The 18,886-nt window shown below is 64.7% G+C and carries 20 protein-coding genes; 12 read left to right on the top strand and 8 right to left on the bottom strand.

Annotated elements, in window-relative coordinates:
* Positions 1-4: 4 nt before the first annotated feature.
* The 4 genes from argB to coaBC all read right to left on the bottom strand — a co-directional run bounded on the left by argB (position 5) and on the right by coaBC (position 4,177).
* Positions 5-946, bottom strand: a complete 942-nt coding sequence (gene argB / locus H146_RS0104575) for an acetylglutamate kinase (RefSeq protein ID WP_019950683.1) — start codon at positions 944-946, stop codon at positions 5-7.
* A gap of 33 nt (positions 947-979) precedes the next feature.
* Complete coding sequence (locus H146_RS0104570; protein ID WP_019950682.1) at positions 980-2,368, bottom strand: phosphomannomutase/phosphoglucomutase; 1,389 nt, start codon at positions 2,366-2,368, stop codon at positions 980-982.
* Positions 2,369-2,429: 61 nt separating this feature from the next.
* On the bottom strand, positions 2,430-2,909 hold the full coding sequence (gene dut / locus H146_RS0104565; RefSeq protein WP_019950681.1) for a dUTP diphosphatase: 480 nt from the start codon (positions 2,907-2,909) through the stop codon (positions 2,430-2,432).
* Complete coding sequence (gene coaBC / locus H146_RS18420; RefSeq protein WP_019950680.1) at positions 2,906-4,177, bottom strand: bifunctional phosphopantothenoylcysteine decarboxylase/phosphopantothenate--cysteine ligase CoaBC; 1,272 nt, start codon at positions 4,175-4,177, stop codon at positions 2,906-2,908. Before coaBC ends, dut begins: the two co-directional genes overlap by 4 nt.
* Positions 4,178-4,373: 196 nt before the next feature.
* Between coaBC and H146_RS18415 the strand changes: the two genes are divergently transcribed.
* Entirely contained in the window at positions 4,374-5,180 is an 807-nt protein-coding gene (locus H146_RS18415) for a 5'-nucleotidase, lipoprotein e(P4) family (protein WP_083920778.1), read from the top strand.
* Here H146_RS18415 and H146_RS0104550 read toward each other — a convergent pair.
* Both H146_RS0104550 and H146_RS0104545 read right to left on the bottom strand, forming a co-directional pair.
* Positions 5,162-5,755: a histidine phosphatase family protein gene (locus H146_RS0104550; protein WP_019950678.1), complete on the bottom strand. Its 594-nt coding sequence runs from the start codon at positions 5,753-5,755 to the stop codon at positions 5,162-5,164. The genes H146_RS18415 and H146_RS0104550 overlap by 19 nt on opposite strands.
* 52 nt (positions 5,756-5,807) lie before the next feature.
* Positions 5,808-6,824 (bottom strand): zinc-dependent alcohol dehydrogenase family protein, encoded by a 1,017-nt coding sequence (locus H146_RS0104545; RefSeq protein WP_019950677.1) that lies wholly within the window; start codon positions 6,822-6,824, stop codon positions 5,808-5,810.
* 128 nt (positions 6,825-6,952) lie between these two features.
* Here H146_RS0104545 and radC point away from each other — a divergent pair, with 128 nt between their 5' ends.
* The 11 genes from radC to yjfF all read left to right on the top strand — a co-directional run bounded on the left by radC (position 6,953) and on the right by yjfF (position 16,929).
* Positions 6,953-7,627, top strand: coding sequence for a RadC family protein (gene radC, locus H146_RS0104540; protein ID WP_019950676.1), 675 nt, complete (start codon positions 6,953-6,955; stop codon positions 7,625-7,627).
* A 225-nt stretch (positions 7,628-7,852) separates the two neighbouring features.
* A complete protein-coding gene (rpmB, locus tag H146_RS0104535; protein WP_019950675.1) occupies positions 7,853-8,089 on the top strand; it encodes a 50S ribosomal protein L28 in 237 nt (78 codons plus the stop codon).
* 59 nt (positions 8,090-8,148) lie between these two features.
* A complete protein-coding gene (gene rpmG, locus H146_RS0104530) occupies positions 8,149-8,304 on the top strand; it encodes a 50S ribosomal protein L33 (RefSeq protein ID WP_019950674.1) in 156 nt (51 codons plus the stop codon).
* Positions 8,305-8,419: 115 nt separating this feature from the next.
* Positions 8,420-9,232, top strand: a complete 813-nt coding sequence (gene mutM / locus H146_RS0104525; protein WP_019950673.1) for a bifunctional DNA-formamidopyrimidine glycosylase/DNA-(apurinic or apyrimidinic site) lyase — start codon at positions 8,420-8,422, stop codon at positions 9,230-9,232.
* An 89-nt stretch (positions 9,233-9,321) separates the two neighbouring features.
* The gene (locus tag H146_RS0104520) at positions 9,322-10,512 is read left to right on the top strand and encodes a class I SAM-dependent rRNA methyltransferase (protein WP_019950672.1); all 1,191 of its coding nucleotides are present in this window, start codon (positions 9,322-9,324) and stop codon (positions 10,510-10,512) included.
* A 5-nt stretch (positions 10,513-10,517) separates the two neighbouring features.
* Positions 10,518-10,835: a putative signal transducing protein gene (locus H146_RS0104515; RefSeq protein ID WP_019950671.1), complete on the top strand. Its 318-nt coding sequence runs from the start codon at positions 10,518-10,520 to the stop codon at positions 10,833-10,835.
* Between the two features lie 89 nt (positions 10,836-10,924).
* Positions 10,925-11,938: a tryptophan--tRNA ligase gene (gene trpS / locus H146_RS0104510; protein ID WP_019950670.1), complete on the top strand. Its 1,014-nt coding sequence runs from the start codon at positions 10,925-10,927 to the stop codon at positions 11,936-11,938.
* A 403-nt stretch (positions 11,939-12,341) separates the two neighbouring features.
* Positions 12,342-13,292, top strand: coding sequence for a galactofuranose ABC transporter, galactofuranose-binding protein YtfQ (ytfQ, locus tag H146_RS0104505; RefSeq protein WP_019950669.1), 951 nt, complete (start codon positions 12,342-12,344; stop codon positions 13,290-13,292).
* A gap of 120 nt (positions 13,293-13,412) precedes the next feature.
* Positions 13,413-14,930, top strand: coding sequence for a sugar ABC transporter ATP-binding protein (locus tag H146_RS0104500; protein WP_019950668.1), 1,518 nt, complete (start codon positions 13,413-13,415; stop codon positions 14,928-14,930).
* Positions 14,930-15,964 carry an ABC transporter permease gene (locus H146_RS0104495; protein ID WP_019950667.1) on the top strand — a complete coding sequence of 345 codons (1,035 nt, stop codon included), beginning with the start codon at positions 14,930-14,932 and terminating at the stop codon, positions 15,962-15,964. Before H146_RS0104500 ends, H146_RS0104495 begins: the two co-directional genes overlap by 1 nt.
* A complete protein-coding gene (yjfF, locus tag H146_RS0104490) occupies positions 15,961-16,929 on the top strand; it encodes a galactofuranose ABC transporter, permease protein YjfF (RefSeq protein WP_019950666.1) in 969 nt (322 codons plus the stop codon). The genes H146_RS0104495 and yjfF overlap by 4 nt, the downstream gene beginning before the upstream one ends.
* A 54-nt stretch (positions 16,930-16,983) precedes the next feature.
* Here yjfF and mntA read toward each other — a convergent pair whose 3' ends face one another.
* Both mntA and pap read right to left on the bottom strand, forming a co-directional pair.
* Positions 16,984-17,397, bottom strand: a complete 414-nt coding sequence (mntA, locus tag H146_RS0104485) for a type VII toxin-antitoxin system MntA family adenylyltransferase antitoxin (protein ID WP_019950665.1) — start codon at positions 17,395-17,397, stop codon at positions 16,984-16,986.
* The gene (gene pap / locus H146_RS0104480; RefSeq protein ID WP_019950664.1) at positions 17,394-18,866 is read right to left on the bottom strand and encodes a polyphosphate:AMP phosphotransferase; all 1,473 of its coding nucleotides are present in this window, start codon (positions 18,864-18,866) and stop codon (positions 17,394-17,396) included. Before pap ends, mntA begins: the two co-directional genes overlap by 4 nt.
* Between the last annotated feature and the right edge of the window lie 20 nt (positions 18,867-18,886).

The raw sequence follows: 18,886 nt of genomic DNA, 5'->3' as shown, positions 1-18,886 counted from the left end.
GAGCTCAGGAGGCGTCGCGGCCCCGGTCGGTGATCAGGGTGCCTACCCCCGAGCGGGTGAATATTTCCAGCAGCACGGCGTGCTCGACGCGACCGTCGACGATCACCGCACTGTTGACGCCGTTGCGCGCGGCCTCCAGCGCGCAGCGAATCTTGGGCAGCATGCCGCCGTAGATCACGCCCTCCTCGATCAGGCGGTCGACCTCGGCGGTGCTCAGCCCGGTCATCACGTCGCCTTCGCTGTTCATCAACCCCGCCACGTTGGTCAACAGCATCAGCTTTTCGGCATTCAGCGCCTCGGCGATGCGCCCCGCCACCAGATCGGCGTTGATGTTGTAGGAGTGCCCCTCGGCGTCGACCCCGATGGGGGCGATCACCGGGATGTAGTCCGCCTCGCTGAGCATCTCGATCAGGTCGGTGGAGATCGATTCGACCTCGCCGACATGGCCGATATCGATGATCTCGGGGGCGGTCATCTCCGCCGTATGACGCTGCACGGTCAGCTGCCGGGCGCGAATCTGGGCGTTGTCCTTGCCGGTCAGGCCGATCGCCTTGCCGCCCACGCCGTTGATCAGGTTGACGATGCTCTTGTTGACCAGTCCGCCCAGCACCATCTCGACCACGTCCATGGTTTCGGCGTCGGTGACCCGCATGCCGTCGACGAAGCGCGACTCGATATTGAGCCGCTTGAGCAGCTGGCCGATCTGCGGGCCACCGCCGTGTACCACCACCGGGTTGAGACCCACCTCCTTGAGCAGTACCACGTCGCGGGCAAAGGAGTGAATCAGGTTGTCCTCGGTCATGGCGTTGCCGCCATACTTGATCACCACCGTCTTGCCCGAGAAGCGCTGAATGTAGGGCAGTGCCTCGGAAAGAATCTCGACGATCCGGTGCGGGGCGTAGTCGCTGTCACTCTCTTGTCTATCGGGTATGGGCATATCGACCATGACTCCTGTTGATCGGCGTGATTGCCGCCGGCTTTAGAAACCGGGTTCGATATCCGGTTGCACCGCGATCAGGGCACGGCGGAAACGATCACGAATGCTGTCGAGCGCCTCGGTGGAGCGCCCCTCGAAGCGCAGTACCAGCGCCGGCGTGGTATTGGAGGCGCGACACAGCCCCCAGCCGTCGGGGTAGTCGACGCGAATACCGTCGAGCGTATTACGGGTCGCCTGTGGGCCGAAGTCGGTCTCGCGCGCCAGGCGCTCGACGATGTCGAACTTGCGCTCGTCATCGACCGCCACGTTGATCTCGCCGGTGCTGGGGTCCTGCGGGAAGCGGGCAAAGTAGCCATCGGCGTCCTCGGCCTGACGCGACAGAATTTCCAGCAGGCGGGCGGCGGCGTAGAGACCGTCGTCGAAGCCGTACCAGCGCTCGTTGAAAAACAGGTGGCCGCTCATCTCGCCGGCCAGTGCTGCGCCGCTCTCCTTCATGCGGGCCTTGATCGGAGAATGGCCGGTGCGCCACATCTCCGCGATGCCGCCGCCGGCCTCGATAACGTCGATCAGGTTACTGGTGCACTTGATATCGAAAACGATCCGCGCGCCGGGCTGACGCAGCAGCAGGTCTTCGGCGAAAGCCATCAAAAGCCGCTCGGGGTAGATGATCTCGCCCGCCGGGGTGACCACGCCCACCCGGTCGCCGTCGCCATCGAAGGCAAGGCCGATATCGGCGCCGTGTGCCTGTACCGCAGCGATCAGATCGGCAAGGTTTTCCGGCCGGCCGGGGTCGGGGTGGTGGTGGGGAAAGCGCCCGTCGACCTCGTCGAAAAGGGGGATGGTCTCCACACCCAGGCCGCGAATCAGCTCCGGGCCCAGCTCACCGGTGACGCCGTTGCCGCAGTCGACCACCGCCTTCAGCGGCCTGACCAGCTGCACATCACCGAGAATGCGTTCGAGATAGGCGCTGCGAATGTCGTGCCGGCGATAGTCCCCTTCTCCTGCCACCAGGTCGCCGTCGAGAATGCGGCGATGCAGTGCGCCTATCTCGTCATCGGCCAGCGTCACGCCATTCAGCACGATCTTGAAACCGTTGTAGTCGGGCGGGTTGTGGCTGCCGGTGATGGCCACCCCTGAGTCGGTATCGGGCAGCACGACGGCGGCGAAATAGACCACCGGCGTCGGCACCATACCGAGGTCGATAACCCCGCAGCCGGCGGCGCGAATACCGGCGATCAGGGCGGTGGCCAGCCGCGGACCGGAAATGCGGCCGTCGCGGCCCACCGCGACGGTGGATTCATCACGTGAGCGCGCCGCGCTGCCGATCGCCCGGCCGATCAGTTCGACGCTGTGTTCATCGAGCTGTTCGTCGACCAGGCCGCGAATGTCGTAGGCGCGAAAGATCGAGGCGGGAACCGGGGCGTTGCTCATGTCGTCTCTCTCTGCTTGCTCATCCCGCGAGGGGCGTGGATATGTCCTGCGGCACTCTCGTTCAATGGCGCCCGGAGTGGCCGAAACCGCCGCTGCCGCGCTGGCCCTGGTCGCCCTGATCGAACGCCTCGACCACTTCCAGCTCGGCCTGAAGGATCGGTACCAGCACGAACTGAGCGATGCGCTCGAAGGGCGCCAGGGTGACGCTCTCGCGGCCACGGTTCCACACCGAGATCATCAGCTCGCCCTGGTAGTCGGCATCGATAAGCCCGACCAGGTTGCCCAGCACGATGCCGCGCTTGTGACCCAGTCCCGAGCGCGGCAGGATCATACCCGCCCAGGCGGGGTTGTCGATGTGCACGGCGAGGCCGGTGTGAATCAGTTCGCAGTCGCCCGGCGCCAGCGTCAGCGGCGCGTCCAGCAGGGCGCGCAGGTCCATGCCGGCGCTGCCTTCGGTGGCGTAGTGGGGCAGCGGATACTGACGGGCGCGTTCGTCGAGGATGCGCACCCGCAGGCGTGGGCGGTCGGCCTGGGCGGTCATGGGTCGGTCGGGCTCCCGGCGGTGGCTGATAAAGGGGCGCGGTGATAGCGCGTCAGCAGGTAGTCAAAAATGGCGGTCGCCAGATCACGTTTGCGGCGCGGCGTCAGGCTGTGCGATATCAGCTCTTCGCTCGGGGCGTCAGCGAAGTGATAGAGCACCGCGGCGTTGTCGTCGGCGCCAAACCCCAGCCCCGGTGAGGCGACATCGTTGGCGATGATCAGGTCGAGACGCTTGCGCTCCAGTTTATCGCGTGCGTAGCGGGCCATGTCGCGGGTCTCGGCGGCGAAGCCGACGGTAAAGGGCGGTGCCGGGCGGTCGGTAACGCGGGCAATGATGTCGGGGTTTTGTACCAGCGACAGGCTCAGTGCTTCATCGCCGCGCTTTTTCAGCTTGTGTTCGGCGATTTCGGCGAGGCGGTAGTCGGCCACTGCCGCGCAGCCGATGAAAATATCGCAGCTGTCGACCCGCGCCTCCACTGCCGCCAGCATGTCGCGGGCGCTGACCACGTCGATGCGGCTCACGCCGGCAGGGGTGGGCAGCTGTACCGGGCCGGCGACCAGGGTGACCTCGGCGCCCAGCGCACGGGCCGCTTCGGCCAGCGCAAAGCCCATCTTGCCGGAGCTGCGGTTGGAGAGATAGCGCACCGGGTCGATCGCTTCGCGGGTGGGGCCGGCGGTAATCAGTACTCGGGTATCGGCCAGCGGACCGGTGCTGTCGGGCGCTGCGAGTGGGGGTGTTCGCAGCGCTTCGAGGATCGCCTCCGGTTCCAGCATGCGGCCGCTGCCGACATCGCCACAGGCCTGTTCGCCGGCGTCCGGACCCAGCAGCTGCCAGCCGAGGCCGGCGAGGATGTCGGCATTGCGGCGGGTCGTCGGATGGGCCCACATCGCCTGGTTCATCGCCGGCGCCAGCAGGCAGCGGGCGTTGGTGGCCAGCGCCAGGGTGGTGAGCAGATCATCGGCCATGCCGGCGGCCAGTCGCGCCATCAGGTCGGCAGTGGCGGGGGCGATCAGCAGGATATCCGCCCAGCGCGCCAGCTCGATATGGCCCATGCCGGCCTCGGCCTGCGGGTCGAGCAGCGAGGTACGCACGCTCTCGCCGGTCAGCGCCTGCAGGGTCAGGGGGGTGATGAAGGCCTGAGCGCCTTCGGTCATCACCACGCGCACCTCGGCGCCGCTTTTTTTCAAAAGCCTGGCGAGGAAGGCGCTTTTGTAGGCGGCGATACCGGCGCTGATGCCCAGTACCACGCGTGTGCCGGCGAGCGACATCGAAAGCTCCGATGCGGGACAGTTTTCGAAGGAGTGTTACCTTAACACCGGCGGGCGTGGCTTGCGTAGCATTGGTCGCCGGCGAAACGGCGGGACGCGCCATAACCTTTCCAACAATGACAGGGGATCCCCATGCTTTCGGGAAAAGACAAGGCTTTGAGGTGGGCTCCGCGACGAACGACCGCTTTAGTGGCGACTGACAGGCTGCAGCGGCGCGCAGACACAGGCGCCGCAACAGGATTACACCACGCGCGATCTCAACGAGCAGCTGGTGCTGGCGACGCTGTGGATGCAGAGCGCCGCCGAATACCGGGCGCTGGCGTGGCAGGCATTTCACCTCGCCCGGCTGCAGCTCGAGCGTCAGCTGGCCGAGCCTCGCGAAGAAGATTTGCCGCCAGCGGTGATTGTCGATGTCGACGAGACGGTGCTCGACAATACTCCCTATCAGGCCTGGCTGGTGGGCCGCGACGAAGGCTATTCGAGCGAAAGCTGGGGCGCCTGGGTGGCGCAGGCCAGCGCAGTGGCGGTGCCCGGTGCGCAGGCGTTTCTGGATTATGCCCGGCGCCATGATGTGGCAGTGTTTTATGTGACCAACAGCAGAGAGAGTGGGCGGGCGGCGACCCTGCGCAATCTTCAGGCCGTAGGCTTTCCCGATGCCGACGACGCCCATCTGCTGATGCGCACCGACAGCAGCGACAAGAGCGCTCGGCGCGAGCGTATCGAGCGCAGCTATCGCGTCGCCGTAATGATCGGTGACAACCTGGGTGACTTCTCCGCCCGCTATGACGTTGACGACGTTGCCACGCGCAACCGGCGCGCCGCCGAGGACCGGGCCCATTTTGGCGAACGGTGGATCGTGTTGCCCAATCCCACCTACGGTGGCTGGGAGTCGGCGCTTTATGACGGCGAGCACGGTCTGACTGCAGCGCAGAAGGCAAGCGCACGCCAGGCCGCCCTGGAAAAGTGGTCGGGACCGGAGGCGGCTCAGGCCAGCTTGCGCTGACCGTCGTGCTGTTTCTGCCGATCCAGCGGCGTATAGAGCAGCGGCGCGCCGGTCGGCAGGCTCTTTTCGGTGATCTCGTCTTCCGGGACGCTCTCCATGAAACGGGTCAGCATTTGCAGACTGTTGTCGGGAGTGGCCACCAGCGCGACGCCGTCACGGCGCAGGGAGCGATAAAGCGTGAACGACCAGAAGGCCAGCGCACGCTCCAGTGCTCGCTGCATCTGCGCACCGGCAGGCAGCAGGCGCGCTTCGGTGACGGCACCGGCGGCGGCATCGGGCGAGACGTCGTCCAGGGATTCGAGGCTGCGCTGCCAGCGCCTGATCTGCTCCGCGCCAAACTCACCGGCAGCCTGTCTGTCACGGCCGGTAATGGCGGCACACTGGTAATCGTCGAGATACCAGCTGCGATGCGCGCCCTCCTTTTCGCCATCGAGCAGTTCGTAGCGGATATGCAGGGTGCGCTTGAGTATCGGCGTGAAGGCGATATCAAAGCGATAGTCGCGGGCGCCGGCGGTGGAGGCCGCCGGCGTCCGGAAGGCCTCCGGGCCGGGGCGAATCAGGATCAGGTGAGACATGGCGCCCCCGTTCGACTGGCGACGAGACGATCGGCCAGCCGCCTCGATCGTCTCAGTCGATGATAATGACGATTTTGCCCAGATGCTGCTGGCTTGCCAGATGTTCCAGTGCCGCGGGCGCGTTGTCAAAGTCGAAGGTAGTGTCGATCACCGGTTCGATGCGGTGCAACGACAGGCTGCGGTTCATCTGCTCGAACAGCTCCCGCGAGCCGACGTAGATGCCGCGCAGGCTGATGCTTTTGCCCAGCAAAATGGTGGGATTGATCTCGCCGCCGGTCAGCACGCCGATCAGATTGACCTGACCGCCGGTGCGTGTCGCGCGAAGCGAGCGGGCCAGGGTGCCGGCGCCGCCCACCTCGACCACGTGGTCGACGCCACGGCCGTCGGTCAGATGCCTGACTTCATCCTGCCACTCGGGGGTATCGCGATAGTTGATGACATGGTCGGCGCCCAACTGACGTACCCGGGCGAGTTTGTCATCGCTCGATGAGGTCTGAATCACCTCGGCACCCGCTGCCTTCGCCAGCTGCAGGGCGAACATGGAGACGCCGCCGGTGCCCAGCAGCAGTACGCTGTCGCCCGCCTTCAGTGGCGAGCGGCCATGATAGAGCGCGTTCCAGGCGGTCACCGCGGCGCACGGCAGGGTGGCCCCTTGAGCGAAATCCATGTGCGCCGGCAGTGCCACCAGCCCCTGCTGATCGAACAGCACGAACTCGCTCAGCACGCCGTCGATGGCGCCGCCCAGCGCCGAGTCCGAATGGCTGTCTTTGACCTCACCGGCCAGCCAGTTCTGCATGAAGATGCCGGCCACGCGATCACCGACCGCGAAGCGGTCGACGTTTTCGCCCACCTCGACCACTTCGCCAGCGCCGTCGGAAAGCGGGATGCGGTTTTCGGCCACGCCGCCACGGCCGTAGCGTCCGGTGACCACCATCAGATCACGGTAGTTGAGCGAGGCGGCACGCATGCGCACCAGCACCTGGCCGCGCGCCGGCTGCGGCGTCTCTTTTTCATCCAGGGTCAGGTCGCTGATGGCGCCGGTCTTCGGCAGTTTATAAAAACGCATCATGGCTCTCCGGTGAAGAAAATGGGCAGCGTGCCGATCTCTACCCTATCGTTGCTGATGCCGACTCTATTAGCACGCTAATTTAAATTCCAATATAAAATTGGCCAACCCGGTCATGCAAGGGAGGCGGGATGGGAATCGGTGAATGGCCGGAGGGGGAGCGCCCGCGCGAGAAACTGATCGCGATGGGGTCGCAGGCGCTGTCGGATGCCGAGCTGCTGGCGATCTTTCTGCGTACCGGCGTGCGCGGGCGCTCGGCGGTGGACCTGTCACGCGATCTGCTGATGAACTTCGGTGGCCTGCGGCCGCTGCTGGAGGCCGGCCGCGAGCAGTTCTGCAGCGCCCACGGGCTGGGCGATGCCAAGTATGTGCAGCTGCAGGCGGCGCTGGAGCTTTCCCGGCGTCATCTGGAAACGCTGCTGGTGCGCGGTGACGTACTCAACTCGTCGCAGACGGTGCGTCGCTATCTCAGCGCCCAGCTGCGTGACGCCGGCCACGAGATCTTTGCCGCACTCTTTCTCGACAGCCAGCACCGGGTGCTGCGCTTTGAAAAGCTGTTTACCGGCACCCTCGACAGCGCCGCCGTTTACCCGCGTGAAGTGGTCAAGCAGGCCCTGGCAGTGGGCGCCGGAGCGGTCATATTTGCTCACAATCACCCTTCGGGCGTCGCTGAACCGAGCGACGCCGACCGGCGCATCACTACCCGGCTGACCGAGGCGCTGGGGCTTTTCGACATTCGCGTGCTGGATCACTTCATCGTCGGCGACGGCGAAGTGCTCTCCTTTGCCGAGCGGGGGCTGCTGTAGACACCTTAAACATTGCCGAAAGCGGGCTGCTCTGGTATAAAGTACGCCCTTTGACTTTCTGCGGGTTATGAACAGGGGGCAGAGAGGCACCAGAAAGAGGGTTCGAAAGCGCCGTTCGCGGGGCTTGCGACCTTTTTCGGCACCTGCCACTTCTCTCACCGGTCCTGCCCGGCATTTCATAGACGACAATCGTATGACCCCTTGGGGTCATGGACGGAGGCTTCCATGTCACAGGTCTGTCAGGTTACCGGCAAGCGTCCGGTGACCGGTAACAACGTTTCTCACTCCCAGCGCCGCACGCGTCGTCGCTTCGTGCCCAATCTGCATGCGCATCGCTTCTGGGTCGAGTCGGAAAAGCGCTTTGTCAGGCTGCGCCTCTCCTCCAAGGGGATGCGCATCATCGACAAAAAGGGTATCGATGCCGTGCTGAAGGATATCCGCGCCAGGGGCGAACGGGTCTAGGCACCTATTCATGATCACATTTCGGGCGCAAAGAGCGTTCGTAGGCGGAGGCAACTGCAATGCGTGACAAGATCAAGCTGGTGTCGAGCGCGGGTACCGGTCATTTCTATACGACCGACAAGAACAAGCGCAACACCCCCGACAAGCTGGAATTCAAAAAGTACGATCCCGTCGTGCGCAAGCACGTGATCTATCGCGAAGCGAAGATCAAGTAAGTACGACAGCCGGTAATGCCGGCCCGTCGCGCTCTCAGGGGCGTACGAAAAAACCCGGTCGCGTCCGGGTTTTTTCATGTTTGCGTGCCATCAACGATCGATAGTCCAGCTCCCCATGCCCGAACTCCCCGAAGTCGAAACGACACGTCGCGGTATCGCCCCCTGGGTGGCCGGCTTCGAGATCAATGAAGTCATCGTGCGCCAGCGTCAGCTGCGCATTGCGGTGCCGTCGGCGCTCGAGGAGCTGGTGGGTTGGCGCGTGGGGGATATCGCGCGGCGCGCCAAATATCTGCTGATGCCGGTGGCGCACGGCCACCTGCTCTGGCATCTGGGCATGTCGGGCAGCCTGCGGCTGGAGGAGATCGGTACGCCACCGCGCAAGCATGATCACATCGATCTGGTGATGAGTTCGAAGCTGGTGCTGCGCTATCACGACCCGCGCCGTTTCGGGCTGGTCGATTTTATCGCTGGCGATCCCTGCGCCGATCGGCGGCTGGCAAGCCTCGGCCCCGAGCCGCTGGGCGACGACTTCGGCGGCGCTCATCTCTATCGCCGCTCGCGGGGTAAACGCGTGGCGGTCAAGAGCTTTATCATGGACAGCGCCGTGGTGGTGGGGGTGGGCAACATCTACGCCGCCGAGGCGCTTTTTCTGGCCGGTATCGACCCGCGCCGCGAGGCCGGGCGGATCGCCAGTGTGCGCTACCGGCGCCTTGCCGAGGCGATCAGGAGAGTGCTGGCGGCGGCGATCGAGCAGGGCGGCACCACCCTGCGCGATTTCGTCAGTGGCCGCGGTGAGCCGGGCTACTTCGTGCAGCGCCTCAATGTCTACGGCCGTGGCGGCCAGCCCTGTCGGGTCTGCGGACGCGAACTGCGCTCGATCACGCTCGGCCAGCGCGCCAGCGTTTATTGCCCCGGCTGTCAGCGCTGAAGGGGAGACAGCGCGGCGGGCCATCAGGCTGGTAAAATAGCGCTCGTACTCATCCCGACGACTCTTCACCTCCGACTGCGGAAGCTATCGTGACCCAACCTCTTCGCCTCAGAAAAAACGCCGAGCGCCGCCTCAAGTCGGGCCATCTGTGGCTCTACTCCAACGAGATCGACACCGATGCCACGCCCCTCAAGGCGTTCGAGCCCGGCACCCAGGCGATCATCGAGGCCGCCAACGGCCGTGCGATGGGCATTGCCTACGTCAATCCGCACTCATTGATCTGCGCTCGTATCGTCTCTCGCGATACATCTACCGGCCTTGACCGTTCACTGCTGGTACACCGCTTCAAGCAGGCGCTGTCGCTGCGTCAGCGCTTCTATTCACGCCCTTTCTACCGGCTGGTGCACGGCGAGGGCGATCTGCTGCCGGGGCTGGTGATCGACCGCTTCGACGATGTGGTGGTGGTTCAGCTCAACACGCTGGGCATGGAGCGGGTACGTGGCGACATTATCGACGCGCTGGAGAAGGTGCTGTCGCCGCGGGCGATCGTGTTGCGTGGCGACAGTGCCGGTCGCCGGCTGGAGAAGCTCGACGCCGCGGTCGAGGTGGTGAAGGGCAGTCTGGATCAGCCGCTGCCGATGGAAGAGAACGGCGTGCGCTTCGTCGCCGACGTGCTGGGCGGCCAGAAGACCGGCTGGTTCTTCGATCACCGCGATAACCGCGCCTGGCTCAACGGCCTGGTCGCGGGCAAGCGCGTGCTGGATGTGTTCAGCTATGTCGGCGGCTGGGGCGTGCAGGCGGCAGCCCACGGCGCCCGTGATGTGGTCTGCGTCGACAGCTCCGCCGCGGCGCTGTCGCGGGTGGCCGAGAACGCCGCTCTCAACGGCGTGGAGGCGCGGGTATCGACGCTGGAGGGCGACGCCTTCGAGGTCATGGCGCAGCTCAAGGCCCGCGGTGAGCAGTTCGATGCCGTGGTGCTCGACCCGCCCGCCTTCATTCGCAAGCGCAAGGACATTCCTGCCGGTGAGCGCGCCTATTCACGCCTCAACCGTGAGGCGATGCGCCTTTTGGACCGCGATGGTCTGCTGGTGTCGGCCTCCTGCTCGATGCATCTGGCCGATGAGCGGCTGATCGATATCGTGCGCGGTGCCGCGCGGCATCAGGACCGCCACGCTCAGCTGATCTATCAGGGCCATCAGGGCAGCGATCATCCGGTGCATCCGGCGATCCCCGAAACCGCCTATCTCAAGGCGCTCGGGGTGCGTATCTTCCGCGATTGATCGGTATGCGCGACTGGGTCAGAGTCTTTCAGCACCCCGACAGCCTGCTGGTCGGTCACGTTCGCAACCTCGTCGAGGGGGAGGGCGTCCCCTGCGAGATCCGCAACTGGACGCTGGCCGGCGGCATGGGCGATCTCGCTCCGCTGGACTGCGAGCCGCAACTGTGGGTAGCGCCGCACAACGCCGAGCGTGCGGCCGGGGTGATTGCGCGCTGGCAGCGCGGCGACAGCGAACCGGGCCAGCGCTGGTGCTGTGCGCAGTGCGGTGAGGTGCACGACGGCGCCTTTGACCGCTGCTGGCAGTGCGGCGAGGCGCGTCGCTGAGCGCTTCATGGCGCGTCGTTCGCTACCGGCCCGGCTCGGCGTTACACTGACCGTCGTTTCCGAGTCATCAGCAACCAGATACCGCCTTCATGACCATCTCTCGAGTACTCACCGGTATTACCACCACCGGTACGCCGCATCTGGGCAACTACGTCGGCGCGATCCGCCCCGCCGTGGCCGCCAGCCAGGACCCCGAGGTTCGCTCCTACTATTTCCTTGCCGATCTGCACGCCCTGATCAAGGCCAACGACCCCAAAAGGGTGCAGCAGTCGCGTCTCGAGATCGCCGCCAGCTGGCTGGCGCTGGGGCTGGATACCGACAACGCCATCTTCTACCGCCAGTCGGATGTGCGCGAAACCACCGAGCTGGCCTGGCTGCTCTCCTGCGTTTGCGCCAAGGGGCTGATGAACCGCGCCCACGCCTACAAGGCGGCGGTGGCCGATAACGAAGAGGCCGGCGTCCCCGATCCGGATCGCGGCATCACCATGGGACTTTTCAGCTACCCGGTGCTGATGGCCGCCGATATTCTGCTGTTCAACGCCAACCGCGTGCCGGTAGGGCGCGACCAGGTGCAGCATATCGAGATGGCGCGCGACATGGCGGGGCGCTTCAACCATGTCTACAAGGGCGACTACTTCGCCCTGCCGGAGGCGGTGGTCGATGAGCGGGTGCAGACGCTCAACGGGCTCGATGGTCGCAAGATGTCGAAAAGCTACGACAACACCATCCCGTTGTTCGTCTCCGAGAAGAAACTGCTCAAGCTGGTGCGTAAAATCAAAACCAACTCGCTGGAGCCGGGGGAGCCCAAGGACCCGGAAACCTGCACCCTGTTTCAGATCTTCTCCGCCTTTGCCGGCGAGACCGAAACCGCCGACATGCGCCGCCGCTACGCCGAGGGGATCGGCTGGGGCGAGGCGAAAAACGAACTATTCGAGTATCTCAACGCCCATCTTGCCGGGCCGCGCGAGGAGTACGAAAAGCTGCTGGCCGATCCCGGTCATATCGAAAATGTGATGCAAAAGGGTGCCGAGCGGGCGCGCGCCGAGGCTGCCGAGCGACTTGATCGACTGCGCAGTGCCGTTGGCCTGGGACGGTTTCTATAAAGAACTCAGCAGGATAGTCAGTTCAATTGGAAAGACGGCGCGGCCGGGTTGAAAAACCCGGCCGCGTTTTTTGGGTTATCGGACAGATCGGGCGGTCTCTGTCGATAGCTTTTTTTAAGCCTTACCCGACCAAAGAGTGATTGTCTGACATATCGCTTTGGCGGCTAAATGCTCCGAAAGAGGGTGATTTAAATCTCGGGAAAGAATCTTTAACGCCCTCTCGTTGCCAATCATCATCATGTGAATCAATCGGCAGCGATCTTTAATCGAATTTTCGACTCGCGGATCGATGCGGGTCATGCGAGCCGTTTCAATAGCCAATAGACGGTCGAAGCGCCAGGCCGCCGACGCTCATCAAAGCGTTGAAGGTCGGCCCGGGGACAGGACCAAAGGGGATCTTGCAATGAAAAAGTTACTCGCCATCAGCGTCGCGGTAATGGGCTTTGGTACCACCGCGGCGGTTGCCGAAACGGTAGGATTTTCACAGATTGGTTCGGAGTCCGGGTGGCGCGCGGCGGAGACGACCATCACCCGGCAGCAGGCCGAAAAGCGCGGTATCGACCTCAGGTTCTCCGATGCCCAGCAGCGCCAGGAGAATCAGATCGCCGCGCTGCGCTCCTTCGTCGCCCAGGGAGTGGACGCCATTTTGCTGGCGCCGGTGGTGTCGACCGGCTGGGATAATATTCTGATGGAGGCGAGGGACGCCGAGATTCCGGTCGTTCTGCTCGACCGCCGGATCGATGCGCCGGATGATCTCTACATGACGGCGGTGGGGGCCGACAGCGTACATGAGGGCGAGGTCGCCGGCGGCTGGCTGGTCGATGAAGTCGGCGATCGCCAGTGCAACGTGGTCGAGCTCCAGGGGACCACCGGCTCGTCGGTGGCCATCGAACGCAAACAGGGTTTCGAAAACGCCATCGCCGATCACCCCAATATCAGCATCATTCGCAGCCAGACCGGCGACTTTACCCGCTCCGGCGGCAAGGAAGTCATGGAGAGCTTCCTGCAGGCGGAAAACGGCGGTCGCAATATCTGTGCGCTGTTCTCGCACAACGACGATATGGCGGTCGGCGCCATCCAGGCGATCAAGGAGGCGGGCCTCAACCCCGGCGAGGATATCCTGACCGTCTCCATCGATGGCGTACCGGACTACTTCCGGGCCATGGCCAACGGCGATGCCAACGCCACCGTCGAGCTGACGCCCAATATGGCCGGTCCCGCCTTCGATGCGCTGCAGGCCTGGTGGCAGGACGGCACGCTGCCGCCGAAGTTTATCCAGACCCCATCGACGCTCTACACCCAGGCCGATGACCCCGAGGGCGAATACCAGCGTCGCAAGGATCTCGGCTACTGAGACATTCTGCTGCCGTGAAGGTGGCCTGAAGCCGGGGCCGTAGTGGTCCCGGCCCGGTCGCTCTGGCGTATTGTGAAGAGCCGGTGCCGTTACCTTTCGCCTGTTGTCATGGGGACCCCGATGCTGCTTGCGCTGCAATCCCTGACCAAGACCTTTGTTGGCATGAAAGCCCTTGACGAGGTCGATTTCGAGCTCGCCAGCGGCGAGGTGCACGCCCTGCTGGGCGAGAACGGCGCGGGCAAGTCGACCCTGATCAAATGCCTGACCGGGGTCTATCGGCGCGACGCCGGCAGTATCCTGCTCGACGGTCGTGACATTTCGCCCGATTCCACCTCTCGGGCGCAGGCGCTGGGCATCGGCACGGTCTATCAGGAGGTCAATCTGCTGCCCAACCTGACGGTGGCCCAGAATCTGACCTTCGGCCACGAACCGCGCCGCTTCGGCATCATCAGTCCCCGTGCTCAGCGCCGCCGGGCGGCGCAGATGCTGGAGGGCTACGGGCTTGATATCGATCTCGACCGCGATCTCGGCAGCTATTCGGTAGCGGTGCAGCAACTGGTCGCCATCGCCCGCGCGGTGGAGCTCTCGGGACGCGTACTAATCCTTGATGAGCCCACCGCCAGCCTCGATGATCGCGAGGTGCAGATGCTGTTCGCCGTGGTGCGCCGGCTGCGCGACCGGGGGTTGGGCATCATTTTCGTATCGCACTTTCTCGATCAGGTCTATGCGCTCTGCGATCGCATCACGGTGCTGCGCAACGGCTGCCGAATCGTCACCGAACGCAGCGACAGCCTCGACCGCGTGCGCCTGATCGAACATATGCTGGGGCGCGAGCTGGCCGCGCAGGAGGAGAGCGAGAAGCGTCATCGCCGTAGCGCTCCGCTGGCCGGAGAGCCGCTGCTCTCCTTTGCCGGCGTCGGTCGGCGGGGCTTTGTCGAACCCTTTGATCTCGAGGTGCAGCGCGGCGAGGTGATCGGCATGTCCGGTCTGCTGGGCTCCGGGCGTACCGAGACCGCCGAGCTCATGTTCGGTATTCGGCGCATGCACAGCGGTACCGTCAGCGACGCCGAGGGTGATCTGCGCCTCAACAACCCGCGCGATGCCATCGCCGCCGGCTTCGGCTTCGCGCCGGAGGACCGCAAGACCGATGGCATCATCGCCGACCTGTCGATTCGCGACAATATCGTCCTCGCCATGCAGGCCCGCCGCGGCTGGCTGCGGCGCGTACCGCGCGCCGAGCAGAAGCGGCTTGCCGCCGACTATATCGAGCGGCTGGATATCCGCACCTCCGGGCCGGAGAAGGCGGTGGGCGAACTGTCGGGCGGCAATCAACAGAAGGTGGTGCTGGCCCGCTGGCTGGCGATGAATCCGCGCTTCCTGGTGCTCGACGAGCCGACCCGCGGCATCGATGTCGGTGCCCATGCCGAAATTCTCCAGCTGGTCCGCGAACTGACCGCCAGGGGCATGGCGGTGCTGGTGATCTCTTCCGAGCTCGATGAGCTGATCGCCGTTTCCGATCGCGTCATCGTGCTGCGCGACCGTCGCCAGGTGGCGAGGCTCAGCGGTAGCGACATTACGCTGGAAAACGTCGTCCATGCCATCGCTGCCTCGGACGAACACAGGGAGGTGAGTGCCTGATGCCCGCCGCAGTGAAGCGTATTCTGCCGCAGCTGATCACCCTGCTGGGGGTGATGGTGCTGGTCAGTCTGGTGTTTCCCGACTTCCTGAGTATCGACTATAGCGACGGTCGACTGGTCGGCCCTGTTATTGATGTACTGAAACGCGGCGCGCCGGTGGCGCTGCTGGCGGTGGGCATGACGCTGGTGGTGGCCACCGGCGGCATCGATCTGTCGGTAGGCACGCTGATGGCGATCACCGGGGCGGTCGCCGCGGCCGCCATCGTGGCCGGTCACGGCCTGGTGCTGGCGATTGTGCTGGCCCTGGCCGCCGGCCTGTGCGCCGGCGGCTTCAGCGGTTTTCTGGTCGCCGTGGTCGGCATTCAGCCGATCGTTGCCACCCTGATTCTGATGATTTCGGGGCGCGGTATCGCCCAGCTGATTACCGAGGGCCGCATTCTGACCTTCAATATGCCGGGGTTTGCCTTTCTCGGTTCCGGCACGCTGCTTGGCGTGCCGGTGCCGGTGTGGATCTGGCTGGCGGTCACGGCACTGGCGATCGTCATCGTGCGCCGCACGGCACTGGGGCTTTTGATCGAGTCGGTCGGTATCAATCGCCGCGCCAGTGCGCTGGCGGGGGTCAATGCGCGAGTCATCCTGATCGCCGTCTACATGGCGTCCGGTCTGTGCGCGGCGCTGGCCGGCATCATCACCACCGCCGACATTCGCGGCGCCGATGCCAACAATGCCGGGCTGTGGCTCGAGCTGGATGCCATTCTGGCCACCGTGCTGGGCGGCAATTCGCTGCGTGGCGGGCGCTTCTCGATCTCTGCTGCGGTGATCGGGGCGCTGATCATTCAGACCATCAATACCGGTATTCTGCTGGCCGGTTTCCCCTCGGAGTACAACCTGGTCATCAAGGCGGTGCTGGTGATCCTGATTCTGGTGGTGCAGTCGCCCAGCCTGGCCGGCGACCTGAAACGCCTGGGTTCGCAGCTGTCACGCCGCGCGCCGCGCCGCTCGGCGAAGGCGGCCCCACAGAGGTCGGATCGATGAGAAATCCACGTCTCTATCCGCTGCTGGCGACCATCGCCATTTTTATTATCGCCTACGCCATCTGCTACCTGCAGTTTCCCTACATACTGTCCACCCGGGTGGCCGGCAATCTGCTGACCGACAACGCTTACCTGGGCATTGTCGCGGTGGGCATGACGATCGTCATTCTGTCCGGTGGTATCGATCTGTCGGTGGGCTCGGTGATCGCCTTTTCGGGGGTCTTTATCGCCGTCATGCTGCGCGACAGCGGGCTGCACCCGCTGGCGGTGTTCGCGCTGCTGCTGGTGATAACCACCGCCTTCGGTGCGGCCATGGGGTGGTTGATTTATCGCCTCGCCATGCCCGCCTTTATCGTCACCCTTGCCGGCATGTTTCTGGTTCGTGGCGTGGCCTACATGATGAGCATCGATTCCATTCCCATCGACCACCCCTTCTTTACCTCGCTGCAGCGGGTCTACTGGCTGATGCCGGGCAAGGGGCGGCTGACGCTGATCGGCGTGGTGATGCTGCTGGCCTTCGTGGTCGGCCATATCATCGCCCACCGTACTCGCTTCGGGGCCAATGTCTTCGCCCTCGGCGGCGGCGAGCAGACGGCGCGGCTGATGGGCAGCCGGGTGGGACGCACGACCGTCATGATCTACGCCTTTTCGGGCCTGATGGCGGGGCTTGGCGGCATCGTCTTCGCGCTCTATACCGGCTCGGGCTATCCGCTGGCCACCGTGGGTACCGAGCTGACCGCGATTGCCACCGTGGTGATCGGCGGTACCCTGCTGACCGGCGGTGCCGGCTATGTGTTCGGCACCCTGTTCGGGGTGCTCACCATGGGGCTGATCCAGACCTACATCGTTTTCGACGGTACTCTGTCGAGCTGGTGGACCCGCATCGCCATCGGCGTGCTGCTACTGGCCTTTATCGTGCTGCAGAAGGGGCTGCTCAGGCTGACCACGGCGCGTTCGGCGGCGTAGCGAGAGGGCTCGATGGTCGCCGCCTTGTTGATCAGCACATCGTTGATCGGTGTGTCATCGGCCATAAACGCGCCCCTCTCGTCGAATATCCGCCAGCAGCGGTGCACGTGCCTCGTCGAGCGCCAGCTTTTCCCTGATGACGAAGACTTCGAATTGCAGGGTGCGGCTATCGTCGCGTGACCACCAGCACTCGCCGCTGGTGATCACCCGCGCTTGCATGACGGTAGAGGCCTCATTCAGATCGATGAGATCGACGTCAAGATCAAGCGCCACGGCGAGCTGCTGTCCCGCCTCCCATAGCCTGAACGGGTCGGCTCGCTCGTCAAGCAGCACGGCGAGATCCAGGTCGCTGTGCGGCCCGGCCTCGTTCGAAACGCGGCTGCCGAAAGCGTAGAGTGCCAGCAGCCGCTCGCCGAGCGCCTGCTGCAGTAGTGCCAGACTGCGCTGGCGCAGCAGGCTATCGCTCATTGGCCGTCTCCTTGCCGATCCTTTGCAAAAGCCCGCTCGATGGCGTCGTTGAGAGTTTTCAGCACCGCGACCCGAGCGTGGCGCTTGTCGTTGGCGTCGATCACCGTCCAGCGCGCGGTATCGGTGCTGGTGCGCGCGACCATGTCGCCCACGGCGGTGGCGTAGTCGTCCCATTTGCCGCGATTGCGCCAGTCCTCGTCGGTGATCTTGTAGCGCTTCAGCGGTGACGCCTCGCGCGCCCGGAAGCGCGCCAGCTGGGTGTCGCTGTCGATCGCCAGCCAGAATTTGACGACGATGATGCCGGCTTCGGCCAGCTGCGCTTCGAAGTCGTTGATCTCTTCAAAGGCGCGTTGCCAGTCCGCCGGCGTGCACAGTCCTTCGACCCGCTCCACCAGTACCCGGCCGTACCAGGAGCGGTCGAAGATGGTCATGCGGCCGCCAAGGCGCGGCAACTGCTGCCAGAAGCGCCACAGCCAGGGGTGTGCCAGCGCTTCCTGACTCGGTGCGGCGATGGGCACGATGCGGTATTCGCGCGGGTCCAGCGCGTCGGTGACGCGACGAATGCTGCCGCCCTTGCCGGCCGCGTCGTTGCCCTCGAAGACCGCTACCACGGCGTGGCGGCGCATACGTTTTTTGCGCATCAGACTCAGCAGTCGCCGCTGTTCGCGGTTGCGCTCGCGCTTGTAGTCCTTGCGCTTCATCGCTTCGGACCGCGGCCGCGGGGGCAGGGCGCCACCCTGCGACAGCGCCGGCAGCGGCGGGCCCTTGGCCGGGCCGCAGCGCATAGCGTCGAGCAGCGCCCGGCCGACGGCAAGATTGCGTCGCCTTGGGTCGGCGCAGTCGATCACTGTCCAGTTAGCGTGGCGGCAGCGGGTGTGTGCCAGCATCTGTTCGGCGTGGCGGCGGGTCGTGTCATAGTGATCCAGTTGGTGCCACTCCAGCGGGGTCAGCCGCCAGCTGCGCTCGCTGCTGTGCTGCTGCGCCTCGAGGCGTGCTTTCATCTCCGCCCTGGAGAGGTGAAACCACAGCTTGAGCAGTACCACACCCTCATGGGCCAGCATCGTTTCCAGCCGCCGGATGTCGTCGAGCTGCTGTTCGAAACCCTGTTCATCGACCTCCTCGTTGACCCGGGCGCGCAGCAGCCGGGTGTACCAGTTGAGAAAGAAGATGCCGATATGCCCCTTCGACGGCAGCCGCTGCCAGTAGCTCCAGGCCGCCGGACGGGCGTGCAGCTCGTCGGTGAATTCGCCGAAGGTATCGACCCGCAGGTGACGCGGGTCGAGCCACTCATGCAGCAGCTTGACGCTTTCTCCCTTGCCCGCTACCTCGAAGCCGGCGATCAGGATCAGCACCGGGAAGTCGCCGCGCTGCCGCATCTCGAACTGTGCTTCCAGCAGCCGCTCGCGCAGCTCGGTGGCCTGCTGTCTGTAGCAGGCCTTGTCGAGGGGCTGGTCGTGGTTATCGGGCATCGCTGCTCTCCGCGATGAAC

The sequence above is a fragment of the Kushneria aurantia DSM 21353 genome (genome assembly GCF_000382245.1).
In the GTDB taxonomy this organism is placed as follows: Bacteria; Pseudomonadota; Gammaproteobacteria; order Pseudomonadales; family Halomonadaceae; genus Kushneria; species Kushneria aurantia.
Note: the sequence above shows the minus strand (reverse complement) of the source record. Positions and strands in the feature narration are given on the sequence as shown.

What these genes read in the sequence shown, in the direction of transcription:
- argB (WP_019950683.1), bottom strand. Translation starts at nt 946, where the DNA reads ATGGTCGATATGCCCATACCCGATAGACAAGAGAGTGACAGCGACTAC.
- H146_RS0104570 (WP_019950682.1), bottom strand. Translation starts at nt 2,368, where the DNA reads ATGAGCAACGCCCCGGTTCCCGCCTCGATCTTTCGCGCCTACGACATT.
- dut (WP_019950681.1), bottom strand. Translation starts at nt 2,909, where the DNA reads ATGACCGCCCAGGCCGACCGCCCACGCCTGCGGGTGCGCATCCTCGAC.
- coaBC (WP_019950680.1), bottom strand. Translation starts at nt 4,177, where the DNA reads ATGTCGCTCGCCGGCACACGCGTGGTACTGGGCATCAGCGCCGGTATC.
- H146_RS0104550 (WP_019950678.1), bottom strand. Translation starts at nt 5,755, where the DNA reads ATGTCTCACCTGATCCTGATTCGCCCCGGCCCGGAGGCCTTCCGGACG.
- H146_RS0104545 (WP_019950677.1), bottom strand. Translation starts at nt 6,824, where the DNA reads ATGATGCGTTTTTATAAACTGCCGAAGACCGGCGCCATCAGCGACCTG.
- radC (WP_019950676.1), top strand. Translation starts at nt 6,953, where the DNA reads ATGGGAATCGGTGAATGGCCGGAGGGGGAGCGCCCGCGCGAGAAACTG.
- rpmB (WP_019950675.1), top strand. Translation starts at nt 7,853, where the DNA reads ATGTCACAGGTCTGTCAGGTTACCGGCAAGCGTCCGGTGACCGGTAAC.
- rpmG (WP_019950674.1), top strand. Translation starts at nt 8,149, where the DNA reads ATGCGTGACAAGATCAAGCTGGTGTCGAGCGCGGGTACCGGTCATTTC.
- mutM (WP_019950673.1), top strand. Translation starts at nt 8,420, where the DNA reads ATGCCCGAACTCCCCGAAGTCGAAACGACACGTCGCGGTATCGCCCCC.
- H146_RS0104515 (WP_019950671.1), top strand. Translation starts at nt 10,518, where the DNA reads ATGCGCGACTGGGTCAGAGTCTTTCAGCACCCCGACAGCCTGCTGGTC.
- trpS (WP_019950670.1), top strand. Translation starts at nt 10,925, where the DNA reads ATGACCATCTCTCGAGTACTCACCGGTATTACCACCACCGGTACGCCG.
- ytfQ (WP_019950669.1), top strand. Translation starts at nt 12,342, where the DNA reads ATGAAAAAGTTACTCGCCATCAGCGTCGCGGTAATGGGCTTTGGTACC.
- H146_RS0104500 (WP_019950668.1), top strand. Translation starts at nt 13,413, where the DNA reads ATGCTGCTTGCGCTGCAATCCCTGACCAAGACCTTTGTTGGCATGAAA.
- H146_RS0104495 (WP_019950667.1), top strand. Translation starts at nt 14,930, where the DNA reads ATGCCCGCCGCAGTGAAGCGTATTCTGCCGCAGCTGATCACCCTGCTG.
- yjfF (WP_019950666.1), top strand. Translation starts at nt 15,961, where the DNA reads ATGAGAAATCCACGTCTCTATCCGCTGCTGGCGACCATCGCCATTTTT.
- mntA (WP_019950665.1), bottom strand. Translation starts at nt 17,397, where the DNA reads ATGAGCGATAGCCTGCTGCGCCAGCGCAGTCTGGCACTACTGCAGCAG.
- pap (WP_019950664.1), bottom strand. Translation starts at nt 18,866, where the DNA reads ATGCCCGATAACCACGACCAGCCCCTCGACAAGGCCTGCTACAGACAG.